Source organism: Pseudarthrobacter sp. TE3704, from assembly GCF_056279405.1.
Window position 1 is genome coordinate 669,610 of record NZ_JBWCCJ010000002.1, and the last position, 25,728, is coordinate 695,337.

22 protein-coding genes are annotated in these 25,728 nt (G+C 68.0%); 8 read left to right on the forward strand and 14 right to left on the reverse strand.

The window, feature by feature from the left end; all coding sequences use genetic code 11:
* The first annotated feature begins 47 nt into the window (after window positions 1-47).
* Both ACZ9BC_RS07100 and ACZ9BC_RS07105 read left to right on the forward strand, forming a co-directional pair.
* On the forward strand, window positions 48-1,157 hold the full coding sequence (locus ACZ9BC_RS07100) for an LLM class flavin-dependent oxidoreductase (protein WP_079597720.1): 1,110 nt from the start codon (window positions 48-50) through the stop codon (window positions 1,155-1,157).
* Entirely contained in the window at window positions 1,157-1,627 is a 471-nt protein-coding gene (locus tag ACZ9BC_RS07105) for a MarR family winged helix-turn-helix transcriptional regulator (RefSeq protein WP_476245304.1), read from the forward strand. The genes ACZ9BC_RS07100 and ACZ9BC_RS07105 overlap by 1 nt, the downstream gene beginning before the upstream one ends.
* A 90-nt stretch (window positions 1,628-1,717) precedes the next feature.
* Here ACZ9BC_RS07105 and ACZ9BC_RS07110 read toward each other — a convergent pair whose 3' ends face one another.
* Together ACZ9BC_RS07110 and ACZ9BC_RS07115 are read right to left on the reverse strand one after the other, a co-directional pair.
* A complete protein-coding gene (locus ACZ9BC_RS07110; RefSeq protein ID WP_476245305.1) occupies window positions 1,718-2,524 on the reverse strand; it encodes a transglutaminase-like domain-containing protein in 807 nt (268 codons plus the stop codon).
* A gap of 74 nt (window positions 2,525-2,598) precedes the next feature.
* The gene (locus ACZ9BC_RS07115) at window positions 2,599-3,420 is read right to left on the reverse strand and encodes a hypothetical protein (RefSeq protein WP_476245306.1); all 822 of its coding nucleotides are present in this window, start codon (window positions 3,418-3,420) and stop codon (window positions 2,599-2,601) included.
* 142 nt (window positions 3,421-3,562) lie between these two features.
* Here ACZ9BC_RS07115 and ACZ9BC_RS07120 point away from each other — a divergent pair, with 142 nt between their 5' ends.
* Window positions 3,563-4,222 (forward strand): DUF1684 domain-containing protein, encoded by a 660-nt coding sequence (locus ACZ9BC_RS07120; protein WP_476245307.1) that lies wholly within the window; start codon window positions 3,563-3,565, stop codon window positions 4,220-4,222.
* Between the two features lie 78 nt (window positions 4,223-4,300).
* Here the strand turns inward: ACZ9BC_RS07120 and ACZ9BC_RS07125 are convergent, their stop codons facing one another.
* From ACZ9BC_RS07125 to ACZ9BC_RS07145, 5 genes are read right to left on the reverse strand one after another with little or no spacing between them, the layout of a single operon-like run.
* Window positions 4,301-5,458, reverse strand: coding sequence for a cysteine desulfurase family protein (locus ACZ9BC_RS07125; protein ID WP_476245308.1), 1,158 nt, complete (start codon window positions 5,456-5,458; stop codon window positions 4,301-4,303).
* A gap of 7 nt (window positions 5,459-5,465) precedes the next feature.
* Window positions 5,466-6,383 (reverse strand): carboxylating nicotinate-nucleotide diphosphorylase, encoded by a 918-nt coding sequence (gene nadC, locus ACZ9BC_RS07130; RefSeq protein ID WP_476245309.1) that lies wholly within the window; start codon window positions 6,381-6,383, stop codon window positions 5,466-5,468.
* Window positions 6,376-8,142: an L-aspartate oxidase gene (nadB, locus tag ACZ9BC_RS07135; RefSeq protein WP_476245411.1), complete on the reverse strand. Its 1,767-nt coding sequence runs from the start codon at window positions 8,140-8,142 to the stop codon at window positions 6,376-6,378. Before nadB ends, nadC begins: the two co-directional genes overlap by 8 nt.
* Window positions 8,143-8,183: 41 nt before the next feature.
* A complete protein-coding gene (nadA, locus tag ACZ9BC_RS07140) occupies window positions 8,184-9,488 on the reverse strand; it encodes a quinolinate synthase NadA (protein ID WP_079597712.1) in 1,305 nt (434 codons plus the stop codon).
* On the reverse strand, window positions 9,485-10,195 hold the full coding sequence (locus ACZ9BC_RS07145) for an NUDIX hydrolase (RefSeq protein ID WP_476245310.1): 711 nt from the start codon (window positions 10,193-10,195) through the stop codon (window positions 9,485-9,487). Before ACZ9BC_RS07145 ends, nadA begins: the two co-directional genes overlap by 4 nt.
* A gap of 223 nt (window positions 10,196-10,418) precedes the next feature.
* Here ACZ9BC_RS07145 and ACZ9BC_RS07150 point away from each other — a divergent pair, with 223 nt between their 5' ends.
* The 3 genes from ACZ9BC_RS07150 (at window position 10,419) to ACZ9BC_RS07160 (ending at window position 13,525) form a co-directional block, all read left to right on the forward strand.
* Entirely contained in the window at window positions 10,419-11,798 is a 1,380-nt protein-coding gene (locus tag ACZ9BC_RS07150) for an amino acid permease (protein ID WP_476245311.1), read from the forward strand.
* 156 nt (window positions 11,799-11,954) lie between these two features.
* A complete protein-coding gene (locus tag ACZ9BC_RS07155) occupies window positions 11,955-12,782 on the forward strand; it encodes an alpha/beta fold hydrolase (RefSeq protein ID WP_476245312.1) in 828 nt (275 codons plus the stop codon).
* A 95-nt stretch (window positions 12,783-12,877) separates the two neighbouring features.
* The gene (locus ACZ9BC_RS07160; RefSeq protein ID WP_476245313.1) at window positions 12,878-13,525 is read left to right on the forward strand and encodes a phosphoribosyltransferase; all 648 of its coding nucleotides are present in this window, start codon (window positions 12,878-12,880) and stop codon (window positions 13,523-13,525) included.
* Window positions 13,526-13,656: 131 nt separating this feature from the next.
* On the opposite strand, the gene ACZ9BC_RS07165 is transcribed toward ACZ9BC_RS07160, so the two are convergent.
* A complete protein-coding gene (locus ACZ9BC_RS07165; RefSeq protein WP_079597708.1) occupies window positions 13,657-14,988 on the reverse strand; it encodes an MFS transporter in 1,332 nt (443 codons plus the stop codon).
* Window positions 14,989-15,242: 254 nt separating this feature from the next.
* Here ACZ9BC_RS07165 and ACZ9BC_RS07170 point away from each other — a divergent pair, with 254 nt between their 5' ends.
* Window positions 15,243-15,977 carry an IclR family transcriptional regulator gene (locus ACZ9BC_RS07170; RefSeq protein WP_476245314.1) on the forward strand — a complete coding sequence of 245 codons (735 nt, stop codon included), beginning with the start codon at window positions 15,243-15,245 and terminating at the stop codon, window positions 15,975-15,977.
* Window positions 15,978-16,044: 67 nt separating this feature from the next.
* Here ACZ9BC_RS07170 and ACZ9BC_RS07175 read toward each other — a convergent pair whose 3' ends face one another.
* The 4 genes from ACZ9BC_RS07175 to ACZ9BC_RS07190 form a co-directional block, all read right to left on the reverse strand.
* Window positions 16,045-17,439, reverse strand: coding sequence for an MFS transporter (locus ACZ9BC_RS07175; RefSeq protein WP_476245315.1), 1,395 nt, complete (start codon window positions 17,437-17,439; stop codon window positions 16,045-16,047).
* Window positions 17,440-17,529: 90 nt separating this feature from the next.
* Window positions 17,530-20,619 (reverse strand): AAA family ATPase, encoded by a 3,090-nt coding sequence (locus ACZ9BC_RS07180; protein WP_476245316.1) that lies wholly within the window; start codon window positions 20,617-20,619, stop codon window positions 17,530-17,532.
* Window positions 20,616-21,794, reverse strand: a complete 1,179-nt coding sequence (locus ACZ9BC_RS07185) for an exonuclease SbcCD subunit D (protein WP_476245317.1) — start codon at window positions 21,792-21,794, stop codon at window positions 20,616-20,618. Before ACZ9BC_RS07185 ends, ACZ9BC_RS07180 begins: the two co-directional genes overlap by 4 nt.
* A gap of 56 nt (window positions 21,795-21,850) precedes the next feature.
* Entirely contained in the window at window positions 21,851-22,810 is a 960-nt protein-coding gene (locus tag ACZ9BC_RS07190; protein ID WP_476245318.1) for an aquaporin, read from the reverse strand.
* Window positions 22,811-23,004: 194 nt separating this feature from the next.
* On the opposite strand from ACZ9BC_RS07190, the gene ACZ9BC_RS07195 reads away from it, so the two are divergent.
* Complete coding sequence (locus tag ACZ9BC_RS07195) at window positions 23,005-24,099, forward strand: ADP-ribosylglycohydrolase family protein (RefSeq protein ID WP_476245319.1); 1,095 nt, start codon at window positions 23,005-23,007, stop codon at window positions 24,097-24,099.
* Here ACZ9BC_RS07195 and ACZ9BC_RS07200 read toward each other — a convergent pair.
* On the reverse strand, window positions 24,080-24,556 hold the full coding sequence (locus ACZ9BC_RS07200) for a DUF4395 domain-containing protein (protein ID WP_476245320.1): 477 nt from the start codon (window positions 24,554-24,556) through the stop codon (window positions 24,080-24,082). The two genes, ACZ9BC_RS07195 and ACZ9BC_RS07200, sit on opposite strands and share 20 nt — an antisense overlap.
* Window positions 24,557-24,655: 99 nt before the next feature.
* A complete protein-coding gene (locus ACZ9BC_RS07205; protein WP_476245321.1) occupies window positions 24,656-25,663 on the reverse strand; it encodes a 3'-5' exonuclease in 1,008 nt (335 codons plus the stop codon).
* Window positions 25,664-25,728: the final 65 nt, after the last annotated feature.

The window sequence follows — 25,728 nt, forward strand, 5'->3', positions numbered from 1 at the left end:
TCTACACTGGAACCAAGCCAGCAAGTCCACGAACGGAAAGGCACATCATGCAGATCGGTGTTTTCAGCGTCAGCGACATCACCACGGACCCCACCACGGGCCGGACCCCCACCGAGAACGAGCGCATCAAGGCCTCCGTTGCCATCGCCAAGAAGGTCGAAGAAATCGGCATGGATGTCTACGCCCTGGGTGAGCACCACAACCGGCCGTTCTTCTCCTCCTCCCCCACCACCACCCTCGCGTACATCGCCGCGCAGACCGAACGCATCACGCTGTCCACGGCCACCACACTGATCACCACGAATGATCCGGTCAAGATTGCCGAGGATTTCGCCATGCTCCAGCACCTTGCCGACGGGCGCGTTGACCTGGTGCTGGGCCGCGGCAACACCGCCCCGGTCTATCCGTGGTTCGGGAAAAACATCCAGGACGGCGTGGAACTGGCCATCGAAAACTACAGCCTCCTGCGCCGGCTCTGGGACGAGGACACCGTCAACTGGTCGGGCAAGTTCCGCACGCCGCTCCAGAACTTCACCTCCACTCCACGCCCGCTCGACGGCGTCGCCCCCTTCGTCTGGCACGGCTCCATCCGTACCCCGCAGATTGCGGAGGTGGCTGCCTACTACGGCGACGGATTCTTTGCCAACAACATCTTCTGGCCCAAGGAGCACTACCAGCAGCTGATCGGCCTTTACCGTGAGCGCTACGAGCACTACGGGCACGGCAAGGCGGACCAGGCGATCGTGGGCCTGGGCGGCCAGTTCTTCATGCGGAAGAACTCCCAGGATGCCGTGAAGGAATTCCGCCCCTACTTCGACAACGCTCCTGTCTACGGGCACGGACCGTCGCTGGAGGACTTCACATCGCAGACACCGCTGACAGTCGGCAGCCCCCAGGAAGTCATCGAAAAGACCCTGACGTTCCGTGAGTACTTCGGGGACTACCAGCGGCAGCTGTTCCTGATTGACCACGCCGGGCTTCCGCTGAAGACCGTGCTGGAGCAGCTGGACCTGTTCGGCGAGGAAGTCCTTCCCGTCCTGCGCAAGGAGTACGCTGCCCGGAAGCCGGCGCACGTCCCCGAGCCGCCCACCCATGCAGCCCGCGTGGCCACGCTGCTGGCCTCGCAGGACGCCGAGAAGACCTCCGCGGAGGCGTGATGGCTGCCGGAGGATCGGAATCACCCGTCCGCCTTGCCGCAGAGACCTGGGAGTCGCTGTTCCGGGCACAGGTGGCGGTCATGCGGAAGCTGCAGTCGGGCCCGGCCTTCCGGAAGCTCGCGGTGAATGAGTACGACGTCCTGTTCACGCTCTCCCGCTGCCCGTCCGGCTGGCTCCGGCTCAACGAGCTCAACGACAACGTCCTGTTGAGCCAGTCCAGCCTGAGCCGGCTGGTGGAGCGGCTGGAGAAGCGGGGGCTGGTGGCCAGGATGCCGGCCCCGGAGGACGGCCGCGGCGTGCTGCTGAAACTGACCGACGAGGGGCGGGAACTCCAAAAGGAGATTGGCCGCGAGCACGTGCGTGACATCTCCGCGCTGGTGGGCCCGGCCCTCACCGCTGCTGAGCAGAAGGAACTCCGGAGGCTGACCGAGAAGCTTCGGAGCTCCCTGGGCCCCCGCCCGCCCCGCTAGCGATCCCGCGTCGCTGTCGCTCCGTGATGGGAGAAAGTATGCCCTCGGCAGCAGCACGCGAGGGCCCCGGCCCTGGCAGGTGGCAGCCAGTCAGCCCAGCTGCACCAGCCGGGCAGGGTCCTCCACGGGCAGGTCGCCGTTCACCACGGCGGTAACCCCGAGCTGGTTCAGGACCAGGCTGCCGCCCACGGTGGACAGGAAGGCAGTGTCGGACGAGTCCCGGCCGGCCGTGATGCGCAGCATCGACTCCCGCGGGGCCAGCCCCGTGGGGTCGATGACGTGCCAGGCACCGTCCACGTAGGCCTCGGTTACCGCGTGGAAGTCCATGGGGCTGAGGCCGGGCGCGTAAACAGCCGCCAGCCTCGCCGGGATGTCCTTCGAGCGAAGCAGGGCGATGGCCAGGTGTGCAAAGTCCCGGCAGACGCCGCGCCGGCTCAGGAGCGTTTCCACCGCGCCGTCCGTGCCCCGGGATGAGCCGCTGAGGTAGCGCAGCTCGCCATGGACCCAGTTGCGTACCGCATGCAGCAGGTCGCTGCCCTGGACAGTGTCGAATTCCGCATAGGCGGTGGGCAGCAACCGGTCTGATTCCGCGTACCTGCTGGGGCGGACGTACCGGATGCGGTCCGCCAGGTCTGCGTCTTCCGGTTCCGCCCTGCCGGCCACGGTGGCGGAGTACTCCACGGTCACGTCCGCGGGCTCCGCGAACTCCATGTAGTGGAGCCGGCCGCCGTGGTGGTCGGAGACCTCGGTGAGCGGGACCTGTTCGCCGCCGGCCATCACGGACAGGGATTCCTCAAACGAGGAGTAGCCGCTGTTCCTCGCTACGGCGATGGCCATGGCCACCTTGGTGTTGGCTACGGTTCGAAAGGCCAGGCGTGCGGAAACAGAGCGTTCCATGAATCTCCGGGGGTATCGGCGTCGGAAGGAAAGCCGCCGTTTGCCCCGGCACCTGTGGGAGCCGGAAACGGGGACTAGTTTTTGATCTCCAGAGACATTAGCATCCGCTGGACGTTCGCGAATTCCGAACTTTCGCCGGCGTACTCAGCGGCCTGGCCCAGGGTGTCAAACGCCTTTGCCGGAGCCACCTTTTCATCCGGTGCGAAAGCCTTCAGGGACACCAGGTCCCCAAAGGACCAGTCTCCCTTGCCGGCCGGTCCGCGCACCACATTCCGCAGCTCGCAGGCCTGGTTGTCCGCACCGCCCACCACGTTGGTGATGCCGTAGGAACCGAAATACCGGTAGCCCTGGATGACGCGGAAGACCATACGCGGCGGGATGGTTCCTTCGCCACCCGTAACGGACACGTCCACGGGAACGCTGCTGATCACCGTATAGGCCCGGCGTGAGCCTTCCGGGCATTCAGCGGACGACGGCGGCAGTCCCGTCCGCAGGGCAGCGACGTACGTGCCGTCGGGTTTCTTCACCTCGATTTTGAGCGCTCCGGGCAGGGTGCCTTCCTCCGGCGTCACGGATTGGGCGATCCACTCCTGCGGCAGTTCGAAACTCACCGTCTTTGCGGGATCGGAGAACGTCTTCCAGGCAGAGGCGGTGGCAGCAGCCTGCGGCGTCGCGGAAGCGGAAGCATCGCCGGTGGCTGACGGCGTTGCCCCGGCAGACGGGCTCGAGGTTCCGGAGTCCCCCGGGCGTTCCGAGGTGTCCGGCTGCACTGTCGGACCCGGCTGCGCCGTCCAGCCCGCACCGCTGCCCTGCGGACTTGAGCAGGCCGCCAGGACAAGCGCGACCGCCAGCAGTGGTGCGCCGGACAGGACTGTCTTTGATGCCTTGCCTCTCATGCAGCCAGCCTAGCCGCGGAGCCCGTGCCGGCCGTCCACCCGCCGGGCGTTTCCTGCCAGGCCCCGTGGGCCGGAACCGGTGCACCCGCGGGGCGTGTCGCCGTCGGACGGCTGTGCCTGCCCCGGGGGCTAGGCTGGGGCTATGGCGGAACAGCACGGCACAGCCGAAGAAAGCCCGGCGGACATCTCCGCCGTCGACATTGCGGACTGGCGGCTGCGGACATTTGCGCTGTATGACAATGTCCGGAAGCTCTCCGCGGAGAATCCGGCGGAGGCGCATTCCTACTGGCGGCACCAGCGCGACCTGATGTTCGCCACGCACCCGGCGTCCGCGCTGACCGCGGCAGACAAGGCACGGTTTTCCGGGCTGAAGACTGCGGACTACGATCCGATCTACCGCTTCCATGTGCCGCTGACCAAGGAAGGTGCCGGCCGCGAACTGACCGTGGATACGGGCACCGACGGTGTGGTCCGTTTCATCCGGCTGGGCACGTTCGACCTGCCGGAGATGGGCCAGCTCGCGGTCTGGAAGCTCCACGGTTACGGCGGCGGAATCTTCGTGCCGTTCCGCGACGCCACAGCCGGGCAGTCGGGTGGAACCTACGGGGCAGGCCGGTACCTGCTGGACACCATCAAGGGCGCTTTCCACGGCGTCCAGGGCACCGGCCCCGCAGCCACCTTCGTCCTGGACTTCAACTTTGCCTACAACCCCTCGTGTGCGTACAACGAGGCCTGGGCATGCCCTTTGCCCGGCCCGTCCAACAGGCTGGCCGTGGAGATCCCGGTAGGCGAGCTTTACTGACGAGTGACGGATTATTCCCGTCCCTGCCCTTGCGGAGGAATAACAGCCCGTCCGCCGCCTGCTCACGACCAGGCACCGCTAGCCCCCGCCGAGGGTCCTGACACTCGCGACCGCCGTGCTGACTGCCCCGGCAGCAGCGTCCAGGTCTTCCATCGTCACCGACGCGTCAAAACTGAACCGTACCGCCGTCTGCGCCACCTCGGCGGAAATCCCGAGGGCGGTCAGCACGGGTGAGGGCGCATCGGAGCCTGCGGCGCATGCTGATCCGCTTGAGCACACTACCCCCTGGCGTTCCAGTTCCAGGAGCACGGATTCGCCGCTCGTCCCGGGAAAGCAGAACGACGCCACGGATGGAAGCCGCTCCGTGGGATGGCCGGTGAGGACCGCCCCGGGTACAGCGGACAGCACGGCACTGATGAACGTGTCCCTGAGCGCCGTTACCCGCACTTCCTGGTCCCGCTGCCGGGACTGGGCAAGTGTCAGGGCGGTGGCCAGGCCAACGGCTCCGGCCACATTTTCCGTCCCGGAGCGCCGGCCGCGTTCCTGGCCGCCGCCGTGGATGACCGGCTCCAGCCTGGTCCGGCCCCGCACGAACAGCACGCCGCAGCCTTTGGGCGCACCGAGTTTGTGCCCGGAGATGCTCATGGCATCAACGCCCAGCGCCTTGGTGTCCAGCGGCAGCCAGCCCGCCGCCTGGACGGCATCGGTGTGGAAGGGCACACCGTGTTCCCGGGCCAGCGCGGCCAGCCGGGCGATGGGCTGGACGGTGCCCACCTCGTTGTTGGCATACATGACGCTGACGAGCGCGGTTTCCGGCCGGAGAAGGCCGGCCAGTGCTTCCGGCGTGACCTGGCCGGTGCTGTCCACGGGAAGCACATCGATGGTGAAGCCGTGGAAGCGCTCGAGGTACCGGGCTGATTCCTCCACCGCGGGATGTTCGACGGCGCTGATCACCACCCTGGTCAGTGCCGGGTCGGCGGCCTGCCGTGCCAGGGCAATACCTTTGACGGCCAGGTTGTCCGCCTCCGTGCCCCCGGAGGTGAACGTCACCTCGCCGGGCCGGCAACCGAGGACGGCAGCAACCGAGGCCCGCGCATCTGCGAGCGCCCGGGCCGCTGCCTCACCGAGGGTGTGGTGGCTCGAGGGGTTCCCGAATTCGCCGGTCAGGTAGGGCCACATGGCGTCCAGCACTTCCCGGCGGACCGGGGTGGTGGCGGCGGCGTCGAGGAAGATCACGGCGTGTTCACCCTACGGTCAGTTCGACGTCCAGGCCGAGGTCCAGGGCCGCCACCGTGTGTGTGAGGGCGCCGACGGAGATGACGTCCACACCCGTGGCGGCGATGGCTGCAACGGTCTGCAGGTTGACGTTTCCGCTCGCTTCCACCCGTGCCCGTCCTGCCACCAGGGCCACGCCCGCCTTCAGCTCGTCCACGGTGAAGTTGTCCAGCATGATGGTGTCCACGCCTGCGGCCAGGACGGGTTCGATCTGGTCCATGTGGTCCACTTCCACTTCGAAGTGCGTGGTGTGGCCCAGCTGGGCCTTGGCGGCCAGCAGGAGTCCGGTGAGCTTGGCCGGGTCCCCGCCGGTCATGACGGCAAGGTGGTTGTCCTTGGCCAGGACGGCGTCGGAGAGGCTGTAGCGGTGGTTGGCTCCCCCGCCGCAGCGCACGGCGAACCGTTCCAGGACGCGCAGCCCGGGGGTTGTCTTGCGGGTGTCCGTGATTCGGGCGGACGTGCCCTGCGTGAGCTGCACGAACTCGGCGGTCCTGGTGGCGATGGCGGACATCCGCTGGACCAGGTTGAGCGCTACCCTTTCGGCAAGGAGCACCGACCGCGCCGGTCCGCTGACCCGGGCGAGGTGGGTTCCGGCGTCAAACGTTTCCCCGTCGGCCACCAGCAGCTCAACGGAGGTGCCGGGGTCCACGAGCTGCATGGCGTCCCGGAAGACTGTTGCCCCGCTCAGGACTCCGGCGACGCGGGCGTTCAGCACGGCCGTGGCGCGCGCGTCGGCGGGAATGAGGAGCTGTGACGTGATGTCACCGGCAGGAGCGTCCTCGGCAAACGCGCGTTCGAGGATCTCCCGGACAGGGGCCGCGGGCAGGGTCAGTGCGGGCGCCGCGTGCCTGCGGATGGCCTGGTCCAGCACGGAGTGTTCAGTCATTGAGGAGGCTCGCTTTCGGGCGAAGGGAATAAGTTTCGGGTTCTTCGGGCTCGTCGCTGCGGTAATGCGCCCCAAGGGAGTCGCGGCGGGCAAGCGCGGCAGCGACGAGCAGCCGGGCTGCCAGCAACAAATTCCGGTCCTCGAGTTCCACAGGATCGCCATCCCCGCCGGCAGCAACAGCATCGGGAAGAACGACGGCGGCCCACCGGTCAAGGATTCCGGCCGCCTCTTCCAACAGTTCCTTGGAGCGGAGCACCCCGGCATGCGACGTCATCAACCGCCGAAGAGCATCCCGCGAAAACGGCTCACTCCCCCCACCGAAGTTGGCAAGCAGGCTCCCCCCCGAAGCACCAAATTCGGCCGCCGCGTTGATCGGAAGCCCTTCTGAAGGTGACCCGCACTCGTCGACTGCCGGGGCTCCGGAAGCGTACGTCAAAGGGAGGCCGCCCGCGGCCGAGCTAGTACGCGGAGGAGCGCCGTCAGGCGACACCCATGCAGAGCAGGAAAGAAAGGATTCAACAGCTCGGCGCCCGAAGACGAGTCCTTCGAGAAGGGAGTTGCTGGCCAGCCGGTTTGCCCCTTGGACGCCGGTGCAGGCAACTTCGCCGGCCGCGTACAGGCCGGGGATGCTGGTGCGGGCGTGGAGGTCGGTGGTGATGCCGCCCATCCAGTAGTGGGCAGCGGGGGCGACGGGGACCAGTTCGCGGGTCCAGTCGATGCCGGCCTCGCGGGTTTTCCGGGTGAGGGTGGGGAACCGGCGTTCGAGGAAGCCGGTGCCGCGGTTTTCTTCGATGACCCGGGCGTCCAGGTAGACGTGGCCGTTGGGGTCGCCGAGTTTGGCCAGGTGCAGGGCGATGCTGCGGGATACCACGTCGCGCGGGGCAAGTTCGGCGTCGGGGTGGTAGGCCCGCATGAAGCGGCGGCCACCGGCATCCAGCAGGACTGCCCCTTCACCGCGGACTGCTTCAGAGATCAGCAGGGGCCCGTCCAGGCGGGAAGGATGGGCCGTGGCCGCGTTCACCAGGCAGGTGGGGTGGAACTGGAAGAACTCCAGGTCTGACACGGCGGCGCCGGCGCGGACGGCGAGCGCGAGGCCGTCGGCGGTGGCCACGGCGGGGTTGGTGGTCTGGGCAAACAACTGCCCGGCGCCCCCGGTGGCCAGGAGGACAGCGTCCCCCTGGATGCTGCAGCGGCGGCCGTCCCGCAGGTACTCCAGGCCGGTAACTTTGCGGTCCCGCTGCACGAGGGCGGTGGCGTAGGCCCCCGCCAGGACGGTGAGCTTTCCCTCCGCCTCCCGTGCCAGTACCGAGCGGATGAGACCTTCAGCCACCTTGGCTCCGGTGGCATCGCCGCCCGCATGCAGGATGCGGGGGGCACTGTGTGCCGCTTCCAGGCCCAGGGCCGGGCCGCCGTCGTGCCCCAGGTCGAAACGCACGCCGAAGCGCTGCAGCCCTGCGATGTCCTGGCGTGCTTCGGTGCACAGCAGGCGGACGGCGTCCTCGTCGCAGTGCCCGGCCCCGGCCTGGAGCGTGTCGGCAATGTGCGCAGCCACGGAGTCTCCGGGTGCGGGGTGGGCGAGCACGGCCGAGATGCCGCCCTGGGCGTACCAGGTGTTGCTTTCATCCAGCTGGCCCTTGGTCAGCAGGACAACGTCGGCGCCTGCGTCCGCTGCCAGCAGCGCGCCGTACAGTCCGGCGATGCCGCTGCCGACGACGATCAGCCGCCGCTGCGGGACGCCGCCCGCGTTGCCCCGCGGCATAGTTGCCGTCCTGGGGGCGGGCATGTTCGGCTGCCTTTTCATTACGGCCTTGCGGCGAGCATGCGCTCGAGCGCGGTCCGGGCGTTGGCCTGCACAGCGTCATCTACGGTGATCCGGTTGACCACCCTGCCGGCAACGAGTTCCTCGAGCACCCAAGCCAGGTAGCCCGGGTGGATCCGGTACATGGTGGAGCAGGGGCAGATCACGGGGTCCAGGCAGAAGATGGTGTGCTGCGGGTATTCGGCCGCCAGCCGGTTCACCATGTTGATCTCGGTGCCGATGGCAAACGTGGTGGGCTCCGTGGCGCCGGCGATGGCCTTTTTAATGAAGTCCGTGGAGCCCGCCGAATCCGCAGCGTCCACCACCTCCATGGGGCACTCGGGGTGGACGATCACCTGGACGCCCGGGAAATCGGCCCGGGCCTTCTCGATCTGCGCCACGCTGAAGCGCTTGTGGACCGAGCAAAACCCGTGCCACAGGATGACCCGTGAATCAAGGAGAGCCTGTTCGTCATTCCCGCCGAGGTCCTTGCGGGGGTTCCACATGGGCATCTGCTCCAGCGGCACACCCAGGGCCTTGGCGGTATTGCGGCCCAGGTGCTGGTCGGGGAAGAACAGCACGCGACGGGCCCGCTGGAAGGCCCATTCCAGGACGGTTTTGGCGTTGGACGAGGTGCAGACAATGCCGCCGTGCTCGCCGCAGAAGGCCTTGAGGGCTGCGGAGGAATTCATGTAGGTGACGGGGATGACCGGAACCCGGCCGTCGGCGTCGGGCTCGGTACCGAAGATTTCCTCCAGCTGTTCCCAGCACTCAGCCACGGAGTCGGCGTCCGCCATGTCGGCCATGGAGCATCCGGCGGCAAGGTTGGGCAGGATGACGGCCTGTTCGGGGGTGGAGAGGATGTCTGCGGTTTCGGCCATGAAGTGGACGCCGCAGAAGATGATCGCCTCCGCGTCAGGCCTGGTGAGTGCGGCGTTGGCCAGCTGGAAGGAGTCACCCACGAAGTCCGCGTACTGGATCACTTCGTCCCGTTGGTAGAAGTGGCCCAGGATCACGGCGCGGTCCCCCAGTTCAGCCTTTGCCGCGAGGATACGTCCGGCCAGTTCGGCATCGCTGGCCTGCTTGTACTCCTCGGGAAGTTGACCCTGGCGGGGCGTGGCGGCCGGGGCAACGTCGGCACTGGACGCCCCGGGACCGTAAGCGGGCACGCCGGCGAGGGCCTCGGCCAGGTCGTAGTCCCACGGGCCCTTGGCGAGGGCGGGGCTGCAGGTGCTGCCCTTCGCCGCCGCGCCTTTTTCGGCCTGTTCGCGCGTGATCAGCTGGATTGCTGTGTTGACGCTGCTCATAGTGTGCTCCTGTTGTCTGGGTCAAGGCCGGGCCGGCCGGTAAAGCGGTAGAGGCGTGGCGGGCGGTGCTTGCCGCCCTGGAGGAATTGGTCTGTTTCTTCGATTTCGGGGGTGGACCTGAGTTGCCGGCGAAAGTTTGCGGGATCCAGTTCGCGGTCCAGCACGGCCTCGTAGACTTCCCGGACCTGCGCCAGGGTGAAGTACTCGCCCAGCAGGTGGTAGGCCACGGAGCCGTAGGCAAGTTTGTTGCGCAGTCGCCACAGCGCGTAGTCCACGATGGCGTTGTGGTCGAACGCCAGGTCCCCAAGGCGGTCCGCGCGGAACCAGCTCACGTTCTCCGAGACGTCCGCCAGGGCAGCCTCCGTCGGCTGGACCAGCGCCCAGTAGACGATCGAGACCACGCGCTGGGTGGGTGAGCGGTGCAGGCCGCCGAAGGCGTACAGCTGTTCCAGGTAGCTGGGGGCCAGTCCGGTTGTCTCCCGAAGGTTCCGTGACGCGGCGTCCTGCAGCGATTCGCTGTGGGTGAGCGGCCCTCCCGGCAAAGCCCAGAGTCCTTTGAAGGGCTCCCGGATGCGGCGGACCAGCGGCAGCCAGAGCGTGGGCCGACCGGACGTTTCGCTGGGCCGGAGCGCGAAAATGACGGTGGAGATTGCGAGTGACGGCGGCGCAGCCTGGCGCTCCGAGACATTCGCTGAGCTGCTGTACATGCTTCCACCGCCTTCGGCCGATATGGGCGCTGAGCGCCCGCTTTAGTTATGGTCATCGTGACCAAAACTAATTCTACGGGGATTCCGGCCGGAATGGGAAATGTTTCCGGCCGCACGTAGTCCAGCCCCGGATGTGCCGGGTACGGCCGGCGCCCCCAACACGGTAAATTCAAGTGGTCCCACGAGGAGCCCTTTCCCTAGACCCCAAGAAGGTTCAGCCCGCATGACAACGAAGTCCGCCACCGCGCGTCCGCACAGCCACCTCGGCCACAGCATGAAACCCCGCCAGCTCACCATGATGGGGCTGGGCAGCGCCATCGGCGCAGGACTGTTCCTCGGGTCGGGGGCCGGCGTCCAGGCGGCAGGCCCGGCCGTGCTCATTTCCTACCTGGTGGCGGGAACCCTCATCATCCTGGTGATGTGGGCGCTGGGTGAGATGGCGGCCGCGAACCCGAACAGCGGCGCCTTCTCCGTCTACGCCGAACGGGCCATGGGCAAGACCGCGGGCGCCACCATCGGCTGGCTGTGGTGGCTGCAACTGGTGGTGGTGATCGCTGCGGAAGCACTTGGCGCAGCGGGCCTGCTCTTCTCCGTCTGGCCCGTGGTTCCCGTCTGGGCGCTGGCACTGGTGTTCATGGTGGTGTTCACCGGCATCAACCTTGCCGGCGTCCGGAACTTCGGTGAGTTTGAGTTCTGGTTCGCCATCCTCAAGGTGGCGGCCATCGTGCTGTTCCTGGCCGTGGGCGCCGCCCTGCTCCTGGGCATCCTTCCGGACGTCGCGTCCCCCGGCCTGGCCAACCTCACCGCAGATTTTGCCCCGCAGGGCCTGGGCGGCGTCGCGTCGGCGCTTTTTGTGGTGATCTTCGCGTTCGGCGGCACGGAGATCGTTTCGGTGGCAGCCGCGGAGACCGAAGACCCTGAACACAGCGTGGGCAAGGCCATCCGCACCGTGGTGTGGCGCATCCTGGTTTTCTACATCGGTTCGGTCTTTGTGATTGCCGCCGTGCTGCCGGCCACCTCCGAAGGTTTGGCCTCACCCTTTGCGGGCGTCCTGGACGCGGCCAGGATTCCCGGCGCCGCAACCGCCATCACCCTGGTGGCCGTCGTCGCCCTCCTGTCGGCACTGAACGCCAACCTGTACGGGGCGTCGCGGATGGTCTACTCCCTGGCCGAGCGGGCGGAGGCGCCGCGCTTCCTGTCCCGGCTGAGCGGTGCGAGCGTCCCGATGCTGGCAGTCGGGGTGTCCGTGGCCTTCGGCTTCATCGCCACGGTCCTGGAACTGCTGTTCCCGGAGCGGATCCTGCCTGCCCTGTTCCAGCTGGTCGGGTCCACCTGCCTGGTGGTGTGGGGCAGCGCGCTGGTGTCCCAACTGGTCCTGCGGCGCCGCGCCGACCGCGACGGCACTCCCCTGCCCCTGCGGATGAAGGGATTTCCAGGGCTTACCATCCTGGGACTGGTCCTGCTGGGCCTTATTTTCACGGTGGGTTTCAGCGCCGAGAGCAGCCGGGTGCAGCTCTTCAGCACCTTCGCACTGATTGCGGGCATCGCGGCGGCCTGCGCAGTGAGTGCCCGGCTCGCCGGCCGGACACGGCAGGACCGGTAGGCCGCGCCACGCCCGGGGTGGAAACGGGCAGCGGGCCTTGGTTTTTCCGGTTCGCCCGGCAGGTAGAGTGGTGCCTACCTTCGCGGGCACGGCTCCGAAGGATGAGGAACCGTAGCGCCGGGTCCCCGGGCGCCGTAGTTGATGAGGACTGACACCATGAGCGGCAGGCACACAGGGCAGCAGCAGACGCACACCGTGGAGGGCACCGACCCGCAGCTGTATGTGGCGCTGCATGATCCCGCCGTTGACGCCGGGCTCCGGCCAGTCCTGCTGCTCCACGGCTTCTCTTCCTCCTCCAAGCTGAACTGGGAGGACACCGGCTGGGTGGCCGCCCTCCTCGAGGCCGGACGCCGGGTCATCACCGTAGACCTGCCGGGCCACGGCCGCAGCGGCGCCCCCGAGGACCGCGACTCCTACTCCCCGAGCAGGATCCGCGCGGACCTGCTGCAGACAGCGTTCGACGCCGGCGTGCGGCCCCTGCAGGACGGTGACCCTTCCAGCGGCCTGGACGTGGTCGGTTACTCACTGGGTTCCCGGCTCGCCTGGGAGTTTGGGGCCACCCAGCCTGAGCTCGTCCACCGCCTGGTCCTGGGCGGGCCGAACATTGCCGATCCGCTGGCCGAGTTCGATCTTGTGGCCGCCCAGGACTACCTGGCCGACGGCACGCCGATCGCCGACGAATCCACGGCCAGGCTCCTGAAGATGGCCCTGCTGCTGCCCAGTAACAACATCTTCGCGCTGCTCTCCCTGGTGGAGGCAATCAAGGCGGAACCCTACGACCCGTCCGAAGCCGTCCCGCATGTGCCGATGCTCCTGGTGGCCGGTGACCAGGATGAACGGATTGGGAGCCTGCCGAAGCTTATGGAGCTGGCACAGAACGCCGGCTCCATGGCCGAGCAGCTGGTCCTGCCGGGGCGGAACCACACCAACGCCGTCACCAGCAGGGCCTTCAAGCAGGCCGCCATCACGTTCCTGTCGGTGTGACGTCCGGTTTCCCCAGCGGAACGCCCGCCGAACGCACCGTGCCGGGTTCCTGGCGGTAGGCTGAAACCGGGGGCCTGGAAAGCCTGGAGGAGCAGATGGCTACGCTTTTTGAAGACCGCACGGAGGCGGGTGAGCGCCTGGCCGCGGTGCTTCCGCAGTTCCGCGAGCGGCCGGACACCCTGGTCCTGGGCCTCGCCCGCGGCGGGATCCCGGTGGCCGCTGCTGCAGCAAAGGCCCTCTACCTCCCCCTGGGAACCGTGCTGGTACGCAAGCTGGGGATTCCGGGCCATGAGGAAACGGCCTACGGAGCGCTGGCGTGGGCACGCGGCCGAACCGTCCGGCTGATCAACAAGCCCCTGCTGGACCGCGTCGTGGAGCACGGTGTCCGCCCCGAGTGGCTGGACGAGGTGGAGAAACGCGAGCGCGCCGAACTGCTCCGGCGGGTGGACGTCTACCCCGGAACCGGCCATGACGTGGCCGGCAAGACCGTCCTGCTGATCGACGACGGCCTGGCCACCGGCGCCACCATGCGGGCCGCCGTCGAGGCAGTTCGCGAGGGCGGGGCGGCCGCGGTGGTTGCCGCCGCCCCGGTGGGGTCCATCGACGCCGAAGCCTCGGTGGAGCGGGTCTGCGACGCTGTGTTGTGCCTGCACGTACCGGGCAAGTTCCGCGCGGTAGGCAGCTTTTACCGGCATTTCGAACAGCTGACCGACGACGACGCCATCAGCTTCCTGAAGCAGTAACAGCGCCTGGAATTGGTAGGCAAGGACGGCGGGCCCGGACTGGAGAAGTCCGGGCCCGCCGTCGTATGAATGGGCCCACGCCGTCAGGGTTCCCTGGCCGAAGCGGAGCGAGGTTAGGGGGACGGTGGGGATTAGTGGTGGCTGACGCCCAGCGGCCGCCCCTTCGTTTCCTTTGCCAGCAGCACGCCGATGGCGGAAATGACGCACAGAACCATGATGTAGATGCCAATGGACCCCGTCCATCTGGTCGTCTGCAGCAGGAATTCGGCGATGGTCGCGGCGAAGGCGCCGCCCAGGATGGCGCCGAAGGCGTATCCGATGGAGATGCCCGAGTACCGGACATTCGCGGGGAACATCTCGGCGTACATCGCGGACATGGGACCGTAGGACAGGCCCAGGCCGATCGTGAGGACAAAGAGCGCCAAGCCGTAAAGCCAGATGTTTTTGGTGTCGATCAGGGCGAACATCGGGATCATCCAGGCAAAGATGATGGCGTAGCCGGTCAGGAAGGTCTTGACCCGCCCGATGCGGTCCGAGAGCCAGCCGCCGGCCAGGGTGAAGATCAGCCAGCCGAAGGAGGCCAGGGTGGTGGCCAGGAGGATCTGCGGGGTGGGCATCTGCAGTGTGCGGGTGGCGTAGGCGATGAAGAAGGCGATCAGCAGGTACCCGGCCGCGTTGTTGGCGATGAAGATCATGGTGGAGTACAGGACCGGCTTCTTGTGGCTGCGGACCAGCTCGCCCAGGGGCGCCTTGCTTTCCGCTTTCCGGGCCGCCATTTCCTGGAAGACCGGGCTTTCCGCCACGGCCCGGCGGATGAGGTACCCCACCACGATCAGGACGATGGACAGCAGGAACGGCACGCGCCAGCCCCAGGCAGCGAAGTCCTCACGGGACATGCTGCTGTTGAGGAAGAACAGCAGGCCGGTGGCCAGGATCATGCCGATCGGCACGCCGATCTGCGGGTAGGCGCCGAACAGGCCACGCTTGTTCAGGGGCGCGTGTTCCACGGCCATGAGCGCTGCGCCGCCCCACTCACCGCCCGCCGAGAAGCCCTGGATGATCCGCAGGAGGATCAGGAGGATGGGAGCCCAGGCGCCGATCTGCGCGTAGGTGGGCAGCATGCCGATCAGTGCGGTGGCGGCACCCATCATCACCAGGGTAAAGACGAGCATGGCCTTGCGTCCCAGCCGGTCGCCGAGGTGGCCGGCGACGACGGCGCCCAGGGGCCGGAACAGGAAGCTGATGCCGATCAGGGCAAAGGAGAGGATCTGCGCCAGCCCCGGGTTGGACTGGTTCAGCGGCGCCAGGAACAGCGGTGACAGCAGCGTGGCGGTCAGCTGGGCGAAGATGAAGAAGTCGTACCACTCGATGGTGGTGCCGACGAGGGTGCCGGCGAGGACTTTGCGTTCCTCCTGCCGGGTACTGGGACCGGCAAGAGTGTCCACCTTGGAAGGTGTGGTCATTGAAACTCCATTGTTTATCGGCAGCAGTGCCGCCGGGACGCCTTCATGATTACCGACAGAACGGTCAGTTAGTTAGTAGGGTACTACGAAAATGTGAGGCGGGACACGCCTGGCGCAAACTTTGCCTTGATGGACTCCGGAAGCGGTGAGTTCTATATTGGAACCGCCTGTTCTTATTCAGGAACGCTAGCCTTGTAAGGGCTGCTCAACAAGAGCCGCACTACCGCGGCGGACGGCCACCTAGGATGGACACCATGACTCCCACCGCCGCAGCCCCGGCCGGAGCAGCGCCGGCACAGGCTTCTCCGTCCCAGACTCTCTCCCGCGGGATCCGCGCCCTGGAAATCCTCGCAGCGGCGCCCGGCCCGCTGACCATCGCAGAACTGGCCGATGCCATGGGTGTGCACCGCTCGGTGGCCTATCGGATCCTGCGCACCCTTGAGGACCACTCGCTCCTGGTCCGGGATGACGCCGGCCGGGTCCAGCCGGGACCCGGGCTTGCGGTGCTGGCGCGGGGAGTTTCGCGCAACCTCCAGACGGCCGCCCTCCCCGAGCTCACGCACCTGGCCAACACCCTGGACATGACAGCCTTTGTGGCGGTGTGGGACCACCACGACTGCATCACCCTTGTCACGGTAGAGCCCCGGCATTCAGGGGCAACGGTTGCCCAGCATCCCGGTACCCGGCATCCCATCAACGCCGGCGCTCCGGGTATCGCCATCCAGTCGGCAATGACCGAGGCCGAATGGGACCGGCTGAACACGGGCATCCCCTACCGGGCGGAGGCCGGCGAGGCCCGCCGGAACGGATACTCGGCCAGCCACGACGAAGTGATCGCCGGCGTATCGTCCCTGGCAGCCCCGGTTCGGGTTCCGGGTGGACGGCCGGCAGCACTCGCCGTCGTCTACATCCGCTCATCACACGAGCCGGAAAGGGTCGGCGCGGCACTGGCCGAAAGCGCGGCCCGGATCGAGCGCCAGCTGGCCTGACGGCAAGGGCGCCACCGCCGTACGGAGTGCCCCCGCAGGGGTAACTTTGCGGGAATGTTCCCCTTGGTCAGGGCACTTGTGTCCGGTTGCGTTTGCGGCGGAGGACGACGGCGGCAGCAGCTCCCAGGAGGGCCAGCGACACCGCGGCGCAGACGGGCACCAGGAAAGCCGCGTGGTGGCCGCCCGCCTCGGCGAGGTGGCCGCCGATGGACGAGCCAAGGGCCGTTCCCGCCACAATGCCGCTGGCGAGCGCCGTCATGACCGTGCCAAGGCGTCGTGCCGGCGCCACCACACCGCCGACGGCGAAGACAGTCACCATGACCGGCCCAACCGGGAGCCCCAGGATCAGCAGCACCGCCACCATCGCGGCCAGCGACGACGGCACCAGCAGGAGCAGTGCCAGCGCCGCCATCAGGCCGGCGCACAGAACCCAGCGCCAGGACAGGCTGAACCGCCGGGGCCAGTAGGCGACCGACAGCGCGGTGGCCGCTGAACTCAGGCCCATCACGGCGTACAGCAGGCCGGCGATTTCCGAGCCGGCGACACCTGCCGAGAAGGAGCTGAGGGCAGCCTGCGTTGAACCGAAGAACGTTCCCATGCAGACCATGGCGAACACGGGCAGCGCGACCGCCGGCGGGATTCTGCCGGCAACCGGGGCGGTGCCCGTCGCCTTGCCCGCCGGCCGGCGGTGTGGCCGCACCGCACGGTGTGTGGGGTGGGCGGCGAAGGCCGGCACCAGCGTGATGGTCATGGCGGCTGCCAGCGCCAGCGGAAGCCAGGGTGCCAGGAGGCTTGCCAGGATCCCCACCAGCGCCGGTCCGAGGACAAAGGTCACCTCGTCGGCGGTGCTTTCATAGGAAAGCGCGGTGTCCAGGTCGCGCGCGTTGTCCTGCAGGCGGCCGCGTGACGTCAGGGCCATCCACCTGACCCGGGCCAGCGGGCCCACCTGTGGGCAGCTGGCACCGGCCGCGAAGGCTGCGGCAAGGACGGCAGCCTGGAAGCCGGACGTTCCCATGCCGGCGGCGGCGAGGATCAAAGCCAGCACGGCTGCGGTGTTGATGACGGCGGCGGCGACCAGCACCGGCCGCTGTCCCTGCCGGTCGGCCAGGGCTCCCAGTAGCGGGGCGCCCAGTGCGGAGCCGATCCCGACCGCTCCTGCTGCAACACCGCCCACAGCGTAGGAACCACTGACGGAGGTGATCATGGTGAGGGTTCCCACCGTCAGCATGGCAAGGGGCAACCGGGCAAGGAGGCCAAGTGGGATGAAGCTGCGGCCAGCCAGGAGCGGAAGGCGGGCGAAACGGCCGCGTCCGGCAGCCCCCGCTGAGGCGGAACGACCCGGGCCTGTGCCGGCGGCGTGGTCAGGGGAAGCGGCGTCCGGGGTGGCGTGTGGACTGGTGGCGTGTGGCGCGCCGCGGGTTTCTGCCGCGCTGGTGGTTGAAGGGGAGGTTGATGATGTCAATTCCGGGCTCGTTCAGTCATGCGCATCGTCCCTCCTCCCGATGCGCGCAACCCGGTAACTGACCCAGTATACCGCCGTAGCAGGGCAGCCCTATGCTCCCACCAGTACGTCCAGCGCCTCGGAAATCCGGAGGGTGGATCCGTTGCGGCCTTTCAGCACCTGGAGCTGAGTGCCGATGCGCTGCTTCATCTCCCCGACGTGGCTGACAAGCCCTACCACGCGGCCGCCGTCGCGCAGGCCCTCGAGGGCGTCCATGACCTGTTCCAGGGACTGCTCGTCGAGGCTTCCGAACCCTTCGTCCACGAAGAGCGTCTCGATTTCCACTCCGCCCGACTCCTGCTGGACGACGTCCGCCAGCCCCAGCGCCAGTGACAGCGACGCCATAAAAGACTCACCGCCGGACAGGGTGGACGTGTCACGCCGGTATCCCGTCCACTGGTCCACCACTTCCAGGCCGAGCCCCGATTTTGCACCGCGGGCGGCCTTCGCGTCCGTGTGCTGCAGCAGGTAGCGGCCGTCACTCATGGCCACCAGGCGTTCGGACGCTGCGAGGGCCACCTGCTCCAGGCGGGCGGCCAGGACGTAACTGTTCAGGCTCATCCGGTAGCTGTTTTCACCCCGGCCGGCCGCCGCGTCCGCCAGCCCTGCCAGCATCTGTGCCCGTTCGGCCGGTTCCCGCGCAGACCCGGCGAGAGCCTCATACTCGGCTCTGATGGCGGTAAGCGAAGACAAGCACCGTTCGGCCAGGCCGGCTGCGAGGTCCGCTGTGCGGGCCTCCTCCCGGGCGGCAGCAGCCTCGTTGCGCATGAGTGCGAGCCTCTGCACGTCCACCTCGAACCCGGCAGACTTTTCCTGCAGGGCCAGCACGATGTCATCTGAAGCAAACAGTTCGCTGACACGGGCAGCCTCGTCCTGGGCGTCACGGACCTCAGCGTGCAGCGCGGTTGCCTCCGCCGCGGCAAGCAGCTGGCTGCGCGCTTCATCAGCCGATTCGAAGCCCGCCTTGGGCAACGCGAGTGCCAGCTGTTCATGGGCCTCGGCCGCCTGGGCATGTGCAGCCGCAAGGGACGCCTGCGCTTCCACTGCCTTGTCCAGCACAGCGACGGCGTTTTCCAGCGACCGCAACCGCTGGGCCAGGCTGCGGTGGCTTCCCCTGAGTCCGGAAAGTGCCTTGTCCAGCGCGGCCGACTGTTCGGCCGCGTCCCCAAGCGAGGCCACAGCGTGGGCAAGGTCGGCTTCGGTAGCGGCCTTCGCCGTCCGCGCGGCTTCAATGCCGGCGTCGAGGGTCTCAAGCCGCCGCCTGACCGATGCCAGCTCCTTGACTGCCTGCTGGGCGTCCGCCGCCGCAGCCCGCGCCTGCTCAGCAGCGGCAACAGCCTCCGCTTCTGGAGTGTCGCCACCCTGGCCGGCGAGGACCGCCACCAGCTGGTCGGCGTTGGCCAGTTCGGCGCTGACCCGGGTGAAGGCGGCCTCGGCCGCCTCGAAAGCTGCGTGTGCAGCCTCCTCTTCCTGCGCAAGCCCTGGCCCGCCGCTGCCCGCGGCAGCAGGGGCAGGATGCTCTCCGCTTCCGCAGACCGGGCACGGCTCCCCCTGCTCCAGCTGGCCGGCAAGTTCGGCGGCGGCATTGGCCAGCCGTTCCTCCCGGATATCCAGCCAGCGGCGCTTCCCTTCCAAATGGTCATCGCGGGATTCGTCGTACCGCAGCTTCACGGCATGGCGTGCCGCAACGGCGGCAGCATACCGCCGGACGACGTCCAGCAGTTCTCCGGCCGATGCAGCTTCCTTGGTCCGCAGGGCGGCGGTACCCGCACGCTCTTCCAGGCGCTCCAGCCCTGCCTCGATGCCTGCCTTCTCCTCGCGGAGCAAACCCGCGCGATTGTCCAGCTCCGCGGCAGCCGCGGCAAGGTCCTCCCGCTTTTTCACCAGCACCCCGTGCCGTTTGCGGAGGGCCTGGAGCCTGTCCTCGTCCGGCAACCTGGCCTCGACGACGGCCAGGAGCGACCGCAGGCGCCCCAGTTCTTCCGCGGCAGCGCCGGCCGTCGCGGCGTAATCCTGTCCGCGGTCTTCGGCCACGTCCAGGTCCAGATGCGCCAAGTCCAGGTTGGCCAGTTCATCGTCCTCGGCGACGGCCATGCGCAGCAGGGTGAAGGCTGATTCGGCAGCCCTGGCGGCGCTGCTGACCTTGGCTGCGGCGGCGTCGGCGCTGCGGAGCTGCCCGTCCAGGACCTCCGCCTGGCGGTGGCGGGCAAGCCGCATGGACAGGTCTTGAAGCCGGGGCGCTGCTTCCTCCACAGCGCCCTGCCGTGCTGTTGCTTCCTCCAGTTTGCGGCGCCTGTCCTGGCGGGCGCCTTCCTCCTCAACGGCGTCAGCCCGCCGCGTACTCGCCGCGTGTGCAGCCTTTGCCTGCCCGGTCAGTTCACCCAGGCGTTCCTCAACGGCGTTCCGCAGCGACGAAAGCCGGGCTTCGGTGTTTTCCACGGAAGGGGAACCTGCCTCATCAAGCCCGAGTGCGGCCGCTTCGGACTCTGCCCTTGCCGCCAGGAGCCCAAGCTGCCCGGCCAGGACGGATACGTTGTCCCGGGCATCCTGCGCCTGGCGCGAAAGTTCCTGTTCCAGGGCTTCAAAGCGCTGGGTGCCGAAAAGCTTCTGCAGCAGTTCCAGCCGGTCCGCGGCTTTCGACCGCAGGAAGGCGGCGAAGTCACCCTGCGGCAGCATGACAACGCGGGTGAACTGTTCGCGGTCCATCCCCAGCAGGGCCATGATTTCGGCTCCGGCTTCATCGTTCCGGGCGGACTTTTCCACCCAGGCGCCATCCACGCGCTCGCGCAGCAGCGTCTTGGCCTGCTGGGTGGTGAAGCCGTTCCTGCCGCGGGCGCTTGGCTTGTCCCAGGCGGGCGACCTCGTCACTTCGAAGCGCCGCCCCTGGGCGGAGAACTCGCATGTCACAGCCGGTTCCTGCGCCGGCTCCGCATGGTCGCTGCGGAGGCGTTTGCCGTCCTGGCGGGCACCGGGAACGGAACCGTATAAGGCAAAGCAGATGGCGTCCAGGACGCTGGTCTTTCCCGCGCCGGTGGGTCCGTTGAGGAGGAAGAGGCCGTGTGCGCTCAGCCGGTCAAAGTCGATGTCCTCGGTACCGGCAAAGGGGCCAAAGCCGGAAATCCGCAGATGGTGGATCCTCATCGTGAGCCCTCCAGGAGGCGGACGTTCTCCAGGGCTGCGGCGAGCGCTGCCGTCTCTGCGTCGTCAGGGACGCGGCCGCGGACGTGCTCCAGGAACCCGCAGCATACCGAGAGGTCATCCGGGGCCTCGGCCAGCCTGCTGCTGTACGTGGCGGCCGGGGCAGCGGTGGCACCTTCCGGATCGAATCCCAGCACAAGCGTGTGGGGGAACCGCGCACGGAGCCGGTCCATGGCCCGGGCGGGGCGTTGCGCATCCGTCAGCGTGATCTGGCAATACGCGGCCTCAGCCCATTCATGCTTCGGTGACTCCACGAGGTCTGACAGGGAACCCCTGAGCACGGCAAGGGCTCGCGGGGCTTCCCACAGAACCTCCTCCACGGCGCTGACCCCGCCGGGACCGATGTCCACCAGCCACGCCCCTTTTTGGTGCCTGGCTTCAGAGAAGGAGTATGCCAGCGGAGATCCAGAGTACCTGACCTGCGGCGACAGGGACTGCCGGCCGTGCAGGTGGCCCAGGGCTGTGTAGCTGAAGCCGTCGAACAGGTCCAGGGGGACCGCCCCCACACCGCCGATGCTGAGGTCGCGCTCGCTGTCCGAGCTGATGCCCCCACTGGCGAAGGTGTGGGCCAGGACCACTGAATGGACCACGGAGGACGCTTCACGGCGTTCGATGTCCTGCCGGATCAGGGCTGTGGCCGCCCGGGTCACCTCGAAGTGGCTGGCGGTATCCACCCCGAGCTGCTCGGCAACGAGCCGGGGTTCGAGCCACGGGATGCCATAGATGGCTGCCACGCTTTCTTTTCCTGCCGCATCCTGGCCCAGCGGCAGCAGCAGCGGCTGGTCCAGGCTCTCCAGCCTGGTCCGGAGGTGTACTCCCCCGCGCTCCAGCAACCGGGCAGCGAAGCCCAGACGGATGGCCGAGTCATGGTTGCCGCTGGTCAGCACCACTTTGGCCCCGGCGGAGGTCAGCCGGACCAGGGCGTCGTCCAGCAGGTGCACGACGTCCACTCCGGGCAAGGCGCGGTCATAGACATCACCGGCAATCAGGACGACATCAACGTGGTGCCGGGACACAGCAGCCACGAGCTGGTCGATGAAGGCGCGCTGGGCGTCCAGCATGCCCACGCCGTGGAAGGAACGGCCCAGGTGCCAGTCCGATGTATGAAGTAACCGCATATTCCTAAGCTATCGGCTGCCACTGACAGTGTGCGTAACCGCCGCAGTTGCCGGCATCACGCCCGCTTGCCCTCGAAAAACTCCTGCGCCTCGCTGTCTGCCTGCGCACCGCGTGATTGGGCTTTGTCCGCCTGCACACCGTCCGCCGGTACGCTGCCCGTTGCATCCGCAGCGCTGGCCCCGGGCACTTCCTGGGGTTCGTCGTCGGCGTCCCCGGCGGGGGTTCCCGTCGTGGTCGCTGCAGCGCCGGGGCCAGCGGACGCTGCAACCCGGAAACTGCGGAACAGGAGGCCTGCAATGGCAGCTCCCACCAGCGGCGCGGCCAGGAAAACCCACAGCTGTTCCAGCGCCCAGCCGGAACTGAAGATGGCGGAGGCAGCAGCCCGCGCCGGATTGAACGGCAGGTTGCCCACCGCCTGGCCCAGCTGCAGCAGGGCAGCGAAGGTCAGGCCAACGGCAACCGGGGCAGCGGCCCCGCTGATGCGGTCGCGGGCGGCCGCACCAAGGAAGACGGCCACGATGATGGCAGCGCCCAGGACCTCAAGGAGCAGCACCGCTGCCAGTGGCGCAGAAATGATGGAGTGCTCGCCAAAACCGGCGGTGACCGTATCAAACGCCGTCCGGCTGTCGGCGATGCCGGGAAGCGTGCGCAGTACCGCGTGCAGGGCCAGGGCGCCAACCGCGGCACCCGCCAGCTGCATTGCGGCATAGGCCGCGGCTGCGCCGGCCCTGATCCGGCCGGCCAGGAGGTGGCCCAGCGTAATGGCCGGGTTGAGGTGGCCACCGGAAACGTGGCCGACGGCGAGCATTGCAGCCGTCACCGCAAGGCCTGCGGCGAGCGCCGCGGGCAGCGGGCTGGACTGCGGGATGCTGAAGAGGGGCACCCCGAGCCCGGCAACCGCAACGAAGAGGCTGCCGAAGCCCTCGGCGGCAAGCCTGGGCAGAAGCCCCGGCGGGGCAGCGTCCGGACTGCCTGCCGGCAGGTTGTCGTGTCGGGCTGGATCGGGCGTGCTCATGGGGGAACCTTCAGGTTGTTGTGTGGCGTACGGGGTGCTGCCGCCGGGCAACCCAAGCATTATTCCAGCCCAGACTGTGCGTTTGCTGGGCTGTACTTTGCTGGCCATGCTTCTACTGGGCGTGCTTTTTGGGACGGTACGTTTTGCTGGTGCGGGCTGCCGGCGCCTGTCCCCCGCCACGGTAAATTTACTGCATGAGCATCGAGACCCGCGCTTCCGCGCCCACCCTGAAGTCCCGCATCAACGGCTGCCTGCTGGGTGGCGCGCTGGGGGATTCCTTGGGGTACGCGGTGGAGTTCGACGCGATCGATGAGATCCGGCGCCGCTTCGGGGCGCAGGGCCTCACCGGTTTTGCGGAGCTTCCCGACGGCACCCATTTCTCCGACGATACCCAGATGACCCTGTACACCGTGGACGGGCTTGTGGAAGCCCTCGAATGGGCCAACTCGGGCGTCGGCGCGGACGTCAACGCCTGCCTCTGGCTGGCATACCTGCGCTGGCTCGCCACGCAGGGTGAGGACGCGGGTCCGGCTGCACCCGCCCCGCAGCCACGCTGGATCGACGGAAACACGGTTCTCCACCAGCGGCGCCACCCCGGGAAGGCCTGCATCTCCGGACTGGCAACAGGAGAAATGGGAACCTCCGTGCGCCCGGTTAATCCCGAGTCCAAGGGCTGCGGCACGGTGATGCGTTCTGCCCCGTTCGGACTGATCCCGCACATCACGCCCGACGCCGTCTACAAGTTGAGCGCTGACGCCGCCTCACTGACGCACGGCCACCCGTCCGCCCGCCAAAGCGCCGGAATCTTCAGCCTCCTCATCCACCGCCTGGTCACCGGCGAAAGCCTGCAGGAGGCGGCCGCCGGCGTGGCCGCCCACGCCGCCACCCTCACCGATGTGGCGCCGGAGCTGCCGGAACGCCTTGCGGCAGCCCTCCGCCTGGCGGACAAGGGCGTTGTGGCGCCGGAAGAAGTTGTCAGCACCCTGGGCGAAGGGTGGGTGGCCGAGGAAGCGCTCGCCGTCGGACTCTATGCGGTGCTGGCCACCATCCCTGACCCGGCCGCCGCCGGCGGGGACCCCCTGCCTGTCCGCCACTTCCGTGCCGCGGTGGCCCTGGCTGTCAACCACAGCGGCGACAGCGACTCCACCGGATCGGTGGCCGGCAACATCCTGGGGGCCTACTACGGCGAGGACTGCCTGCCCGGACAGTGGCTGGAAGCATTGGAAGCGCCGGAGGTCATCCGTGGCATGGCTGACCAGCTCGTGAAGGTCACAACCGGCGAAGGCTGATGTTGTTGCAGGCCTCACAGACCTCCGCCGGAATAAGGCCGCGGCGCTGCAGGAGCCCAAAGATCGCGCACCCCAGGCAGAAGCCCAGGAACGCTTCCAGGGAGGCCGCTACGACCAGGATGCCCAGCACCGTCCATGCAGCCGGTACGGCTCCGGCAGCGTAGAGCAGCAAGGACGCGGTTGACACGAAGGCACCCATTCCCTGGGCAAACCGCTTGGGCGGGCCGGGGACCAGCTTCACCTTCCCCAGCCTGGGCGTGATGACTTTCACCGACAGAAGAGCCAGGGGCGAGATCCGCGGACCGAACAGCAGGCGCAGCCAGAAACCCGCGGCGATGGCCAGCAGCCCCCACACCGATCCGGACGCGGCGGTGAGCAGCGCCAGGAGGACAACCAGGCCCGCCGTGACGCGGGCCGCGTATTCATTGACGGGATTCGGGAACGCAAACACGGACATGGTGCAAGGGTAGGAGCGGGCGGAAGGGCAGGGAAGGTTTATTGCGCCCCGTGAACCTGACCGTGCCTGCGTGGCGAGGCAGCCCGGCACCAGGCAGCCCTACGCGGTGGCTCCCGCAAAGCTGCCCACCATCTGCAGGAATTCACCCTCGGACAGCACCTCGATCGACTGTCCGCGTTCGTGGAGCTCCAGCACGCGGCGCGCCTTGCCCGTCAACCGGCCCGAGCGGAGGTCTGAAGCCACAAAGCCGTCACCCACCACCAGGACAGTGGTGCGGCCGGTCACCCGGCTTTCCGTGCGGGCGCCCACCTCGGCTGAGCGCACCTTGGCTTCCGGGCGTCCGATGGAGAGCTGGCCGGTAAAAACCACGGTCTGCCCGAACAGCGGATGGCCGGGCTCTGCCTCCGGATTCGGGTCAGGATTGATGCCCTCCTCGGGCCAGCCGGACTGGAACGGCCGGACCAGCGCCGCGCCATTGGTGGAGGAGCCGGCGACGGCGGCCAGGCTGGCTTTGGACAGGGCGTCGACGGCCGGGTCGAATGCCTGTTGCCGGGGCATCACCAGGCCGAGCGAGAGGTAGAGCTCGGCGAGGCTGTTGGCGCCGTTGCGCCGGGCGATGTCGATCAGGATGCCGGCGCAGGCCCGGGCGTCCTCCGCGGCGTCGTGGTGCTTAACCAGCGGCACGCCGGCTTCCTCGGCGGCAAACGGCAGGGAATTGGACACCAGCGAATAGCACCGCCGGGACAGCATCACGGTGCAGACGTAGTCGTAGGCCGGCCCGGGAAGCCCCGACACCTCCAGGGCGGAACGGATCACGCCCAGGTCGAACGCCGCATTGTGGGCGGCCAGCACGTCATCACCGATGAAAGCACCGATCTCGGCGAAGAGTTCGCCGAAGCGGGGCTGCCCGGCGACGTCTGCGGCGCTGATGCCGTGGATCCGGACGTTGTGGTAGTCGAAGTGGTCGTGGTTCCGCGGGGGCCGCATCAGCCACGAGGCTTCCTCCACGATCCGTCCGCCCCGGACCTTGGTGAGTCCCACCGAGCAGGGCGAGCCCCGGAAGCCGTTCGCCGTCTCAAAGTCGATCGCAGTAAAGTCCAAACCCACGGCCCAACCTTACCGCCGGAAGCAGGCCAAACCTGTCAAGTACCCTTGAGGGGTGAACTTTCCTG

Excerpts from the sequence above, each read along its gene's own strand:
- ACZ9BC_RS07120 (WP_476245307.1), top strand. The coding sequence starts at position 3,563 with ATGGCGGAACAGCACGGCACAGCCGAAGAAAGCCCGGCGGACATCTCC.
- ACZ9BC_RS07195 (WP_476245319.1), top strand. The coding sequence starts at position 23,005 with ATGAGCATCGAGACCCGCGCTTCCGCGCCCACCCTGAAGTCCCGCATC.
- ACZ9BC_RS07145 (WP_476245310.1), bottom strand. The coding sequence starts at position 10,195 with ATGTACAGCAGCTCAGCGAATGTCTCGGAGCGCCAGGCTGCGCCGCCG.
- ACZ9BC_RS07110 (WP_476245305.1), bottom strand. The coding sequence starts at position 2,524 with ATGGAACGCTCTGTTTCCGCACGCCTGGCCTTTCGAACCGTAGCCAAC.
- ACZ9BC_RS07165 (WP_079597708.1), bottom strand. The coding sequence starts at position 14,988 with ATGACCACACCTTCCAAGGTGGACACTCTTGCCGGTCCCAGTACCCGG.
- ACZ9BC_RS07190 (WP_476245318.1), bottom strand. The coding sequence starts at position 22,810 with ATGAGCACGCCCGATCCAGCCCGACACGACAACCTGCCGGCAGGCAGT.
- ACZ9BC_RS07100 (WP_079597720.1), top strand. The coding sequence starts at position 48 with ATGCAGATCGGTGTTTTCAGCGTCAGCGACATCACCACGGACCCCACC.
- ACZ9BC_RS07105 (WP_476245304.1), top strand. The coding sequence starts at position 1,157 with ATGGCTGCCGGAGGATCGGAATCACCCGTCCGCCTTGCCGCAGAGACC.
- ACZ9BC_RS07115 (WP_476245306.1), bottom strand. The coding sequence starts at position 3,420 with ATGAGAGGCAAGGCATCAAAGACAGTCCTGTCCGGCGCACCACTGCTG.
- ACZ9BC_RS07180 (WP_476245316.1), bottom strand. The coding sequence starts at position 20,619 with ATGAGGATCCACCATCTGCGGATTTCCGGCTTTGGCCCCTTTGCCGGT.
- ACZ9BC_RS07160 (WP_476245313.1), top strand. The coding sequence starts at position 12,878 with ATGGCTACGCTTTTTGAAGACCGCACGGAGGCGGGTGAGCGCCTGGCC.
- ACZ9BC_RS07185 (WP_476245317.1), bottom strand. The coding sequence starts at position 21,794 with ATGCGGTTACTTCATACATCGGACTGGCACCTGGGCCGTTCCTTCCAC.
- ACZ9BC_RS07150 (WP_476245311.1), top strand. The coding sequence starts at position 10,419 with ATGACAACGAAGTCCGCCACCGCGCGTCCGCACAGCCACCTCGGCCAC.
- ACZ9BC_RS07155 (WP_476245312.1), top strand. The coding sequence starts at position 11,955 with ATGAGCGGCAGGCACACAGGGCAGCAGCAGACGCACACCGTGGAGGGC.
- nadA (WP_079597712.1), bottom strand. The coding sequence starts at position 9,488 with ATGAGCAGCGTCAACACAGCAATCCAGCTGATCACGCGCGAACAGGCC.
- ACZ9BC_RS07200 (WP_476245320.1), bottom strand. The coding sequence starts at position 24,556 with ATGTCCGTGTTTGCGTTCCCGAATCCCGTCAATGAATACGCGGCCCGC.
- ACZ9BC_RS07170 (WP_476245314.1), top strand. The coding sequence starts at position 15,243 with ATGACTCCCACCGCCGCAGCCCCGGCCGGAGCAGCGCCGGCACAGGCT.
- nadC (WP_476245309.1), bottom strand. The coding sequence starts at position 6,383 with ATGACTGAACACTCCGTGCTGGACCAGGCCATCCGCAGGCACGCGGCG.
- nadB (WP_476245411.1), bottom strand. The coding sequence starts at position 8,142 with ATGCCGCGGGGCAACGCGGGCGGCGTCCCGCAGCGGCGGCTGATCGTC.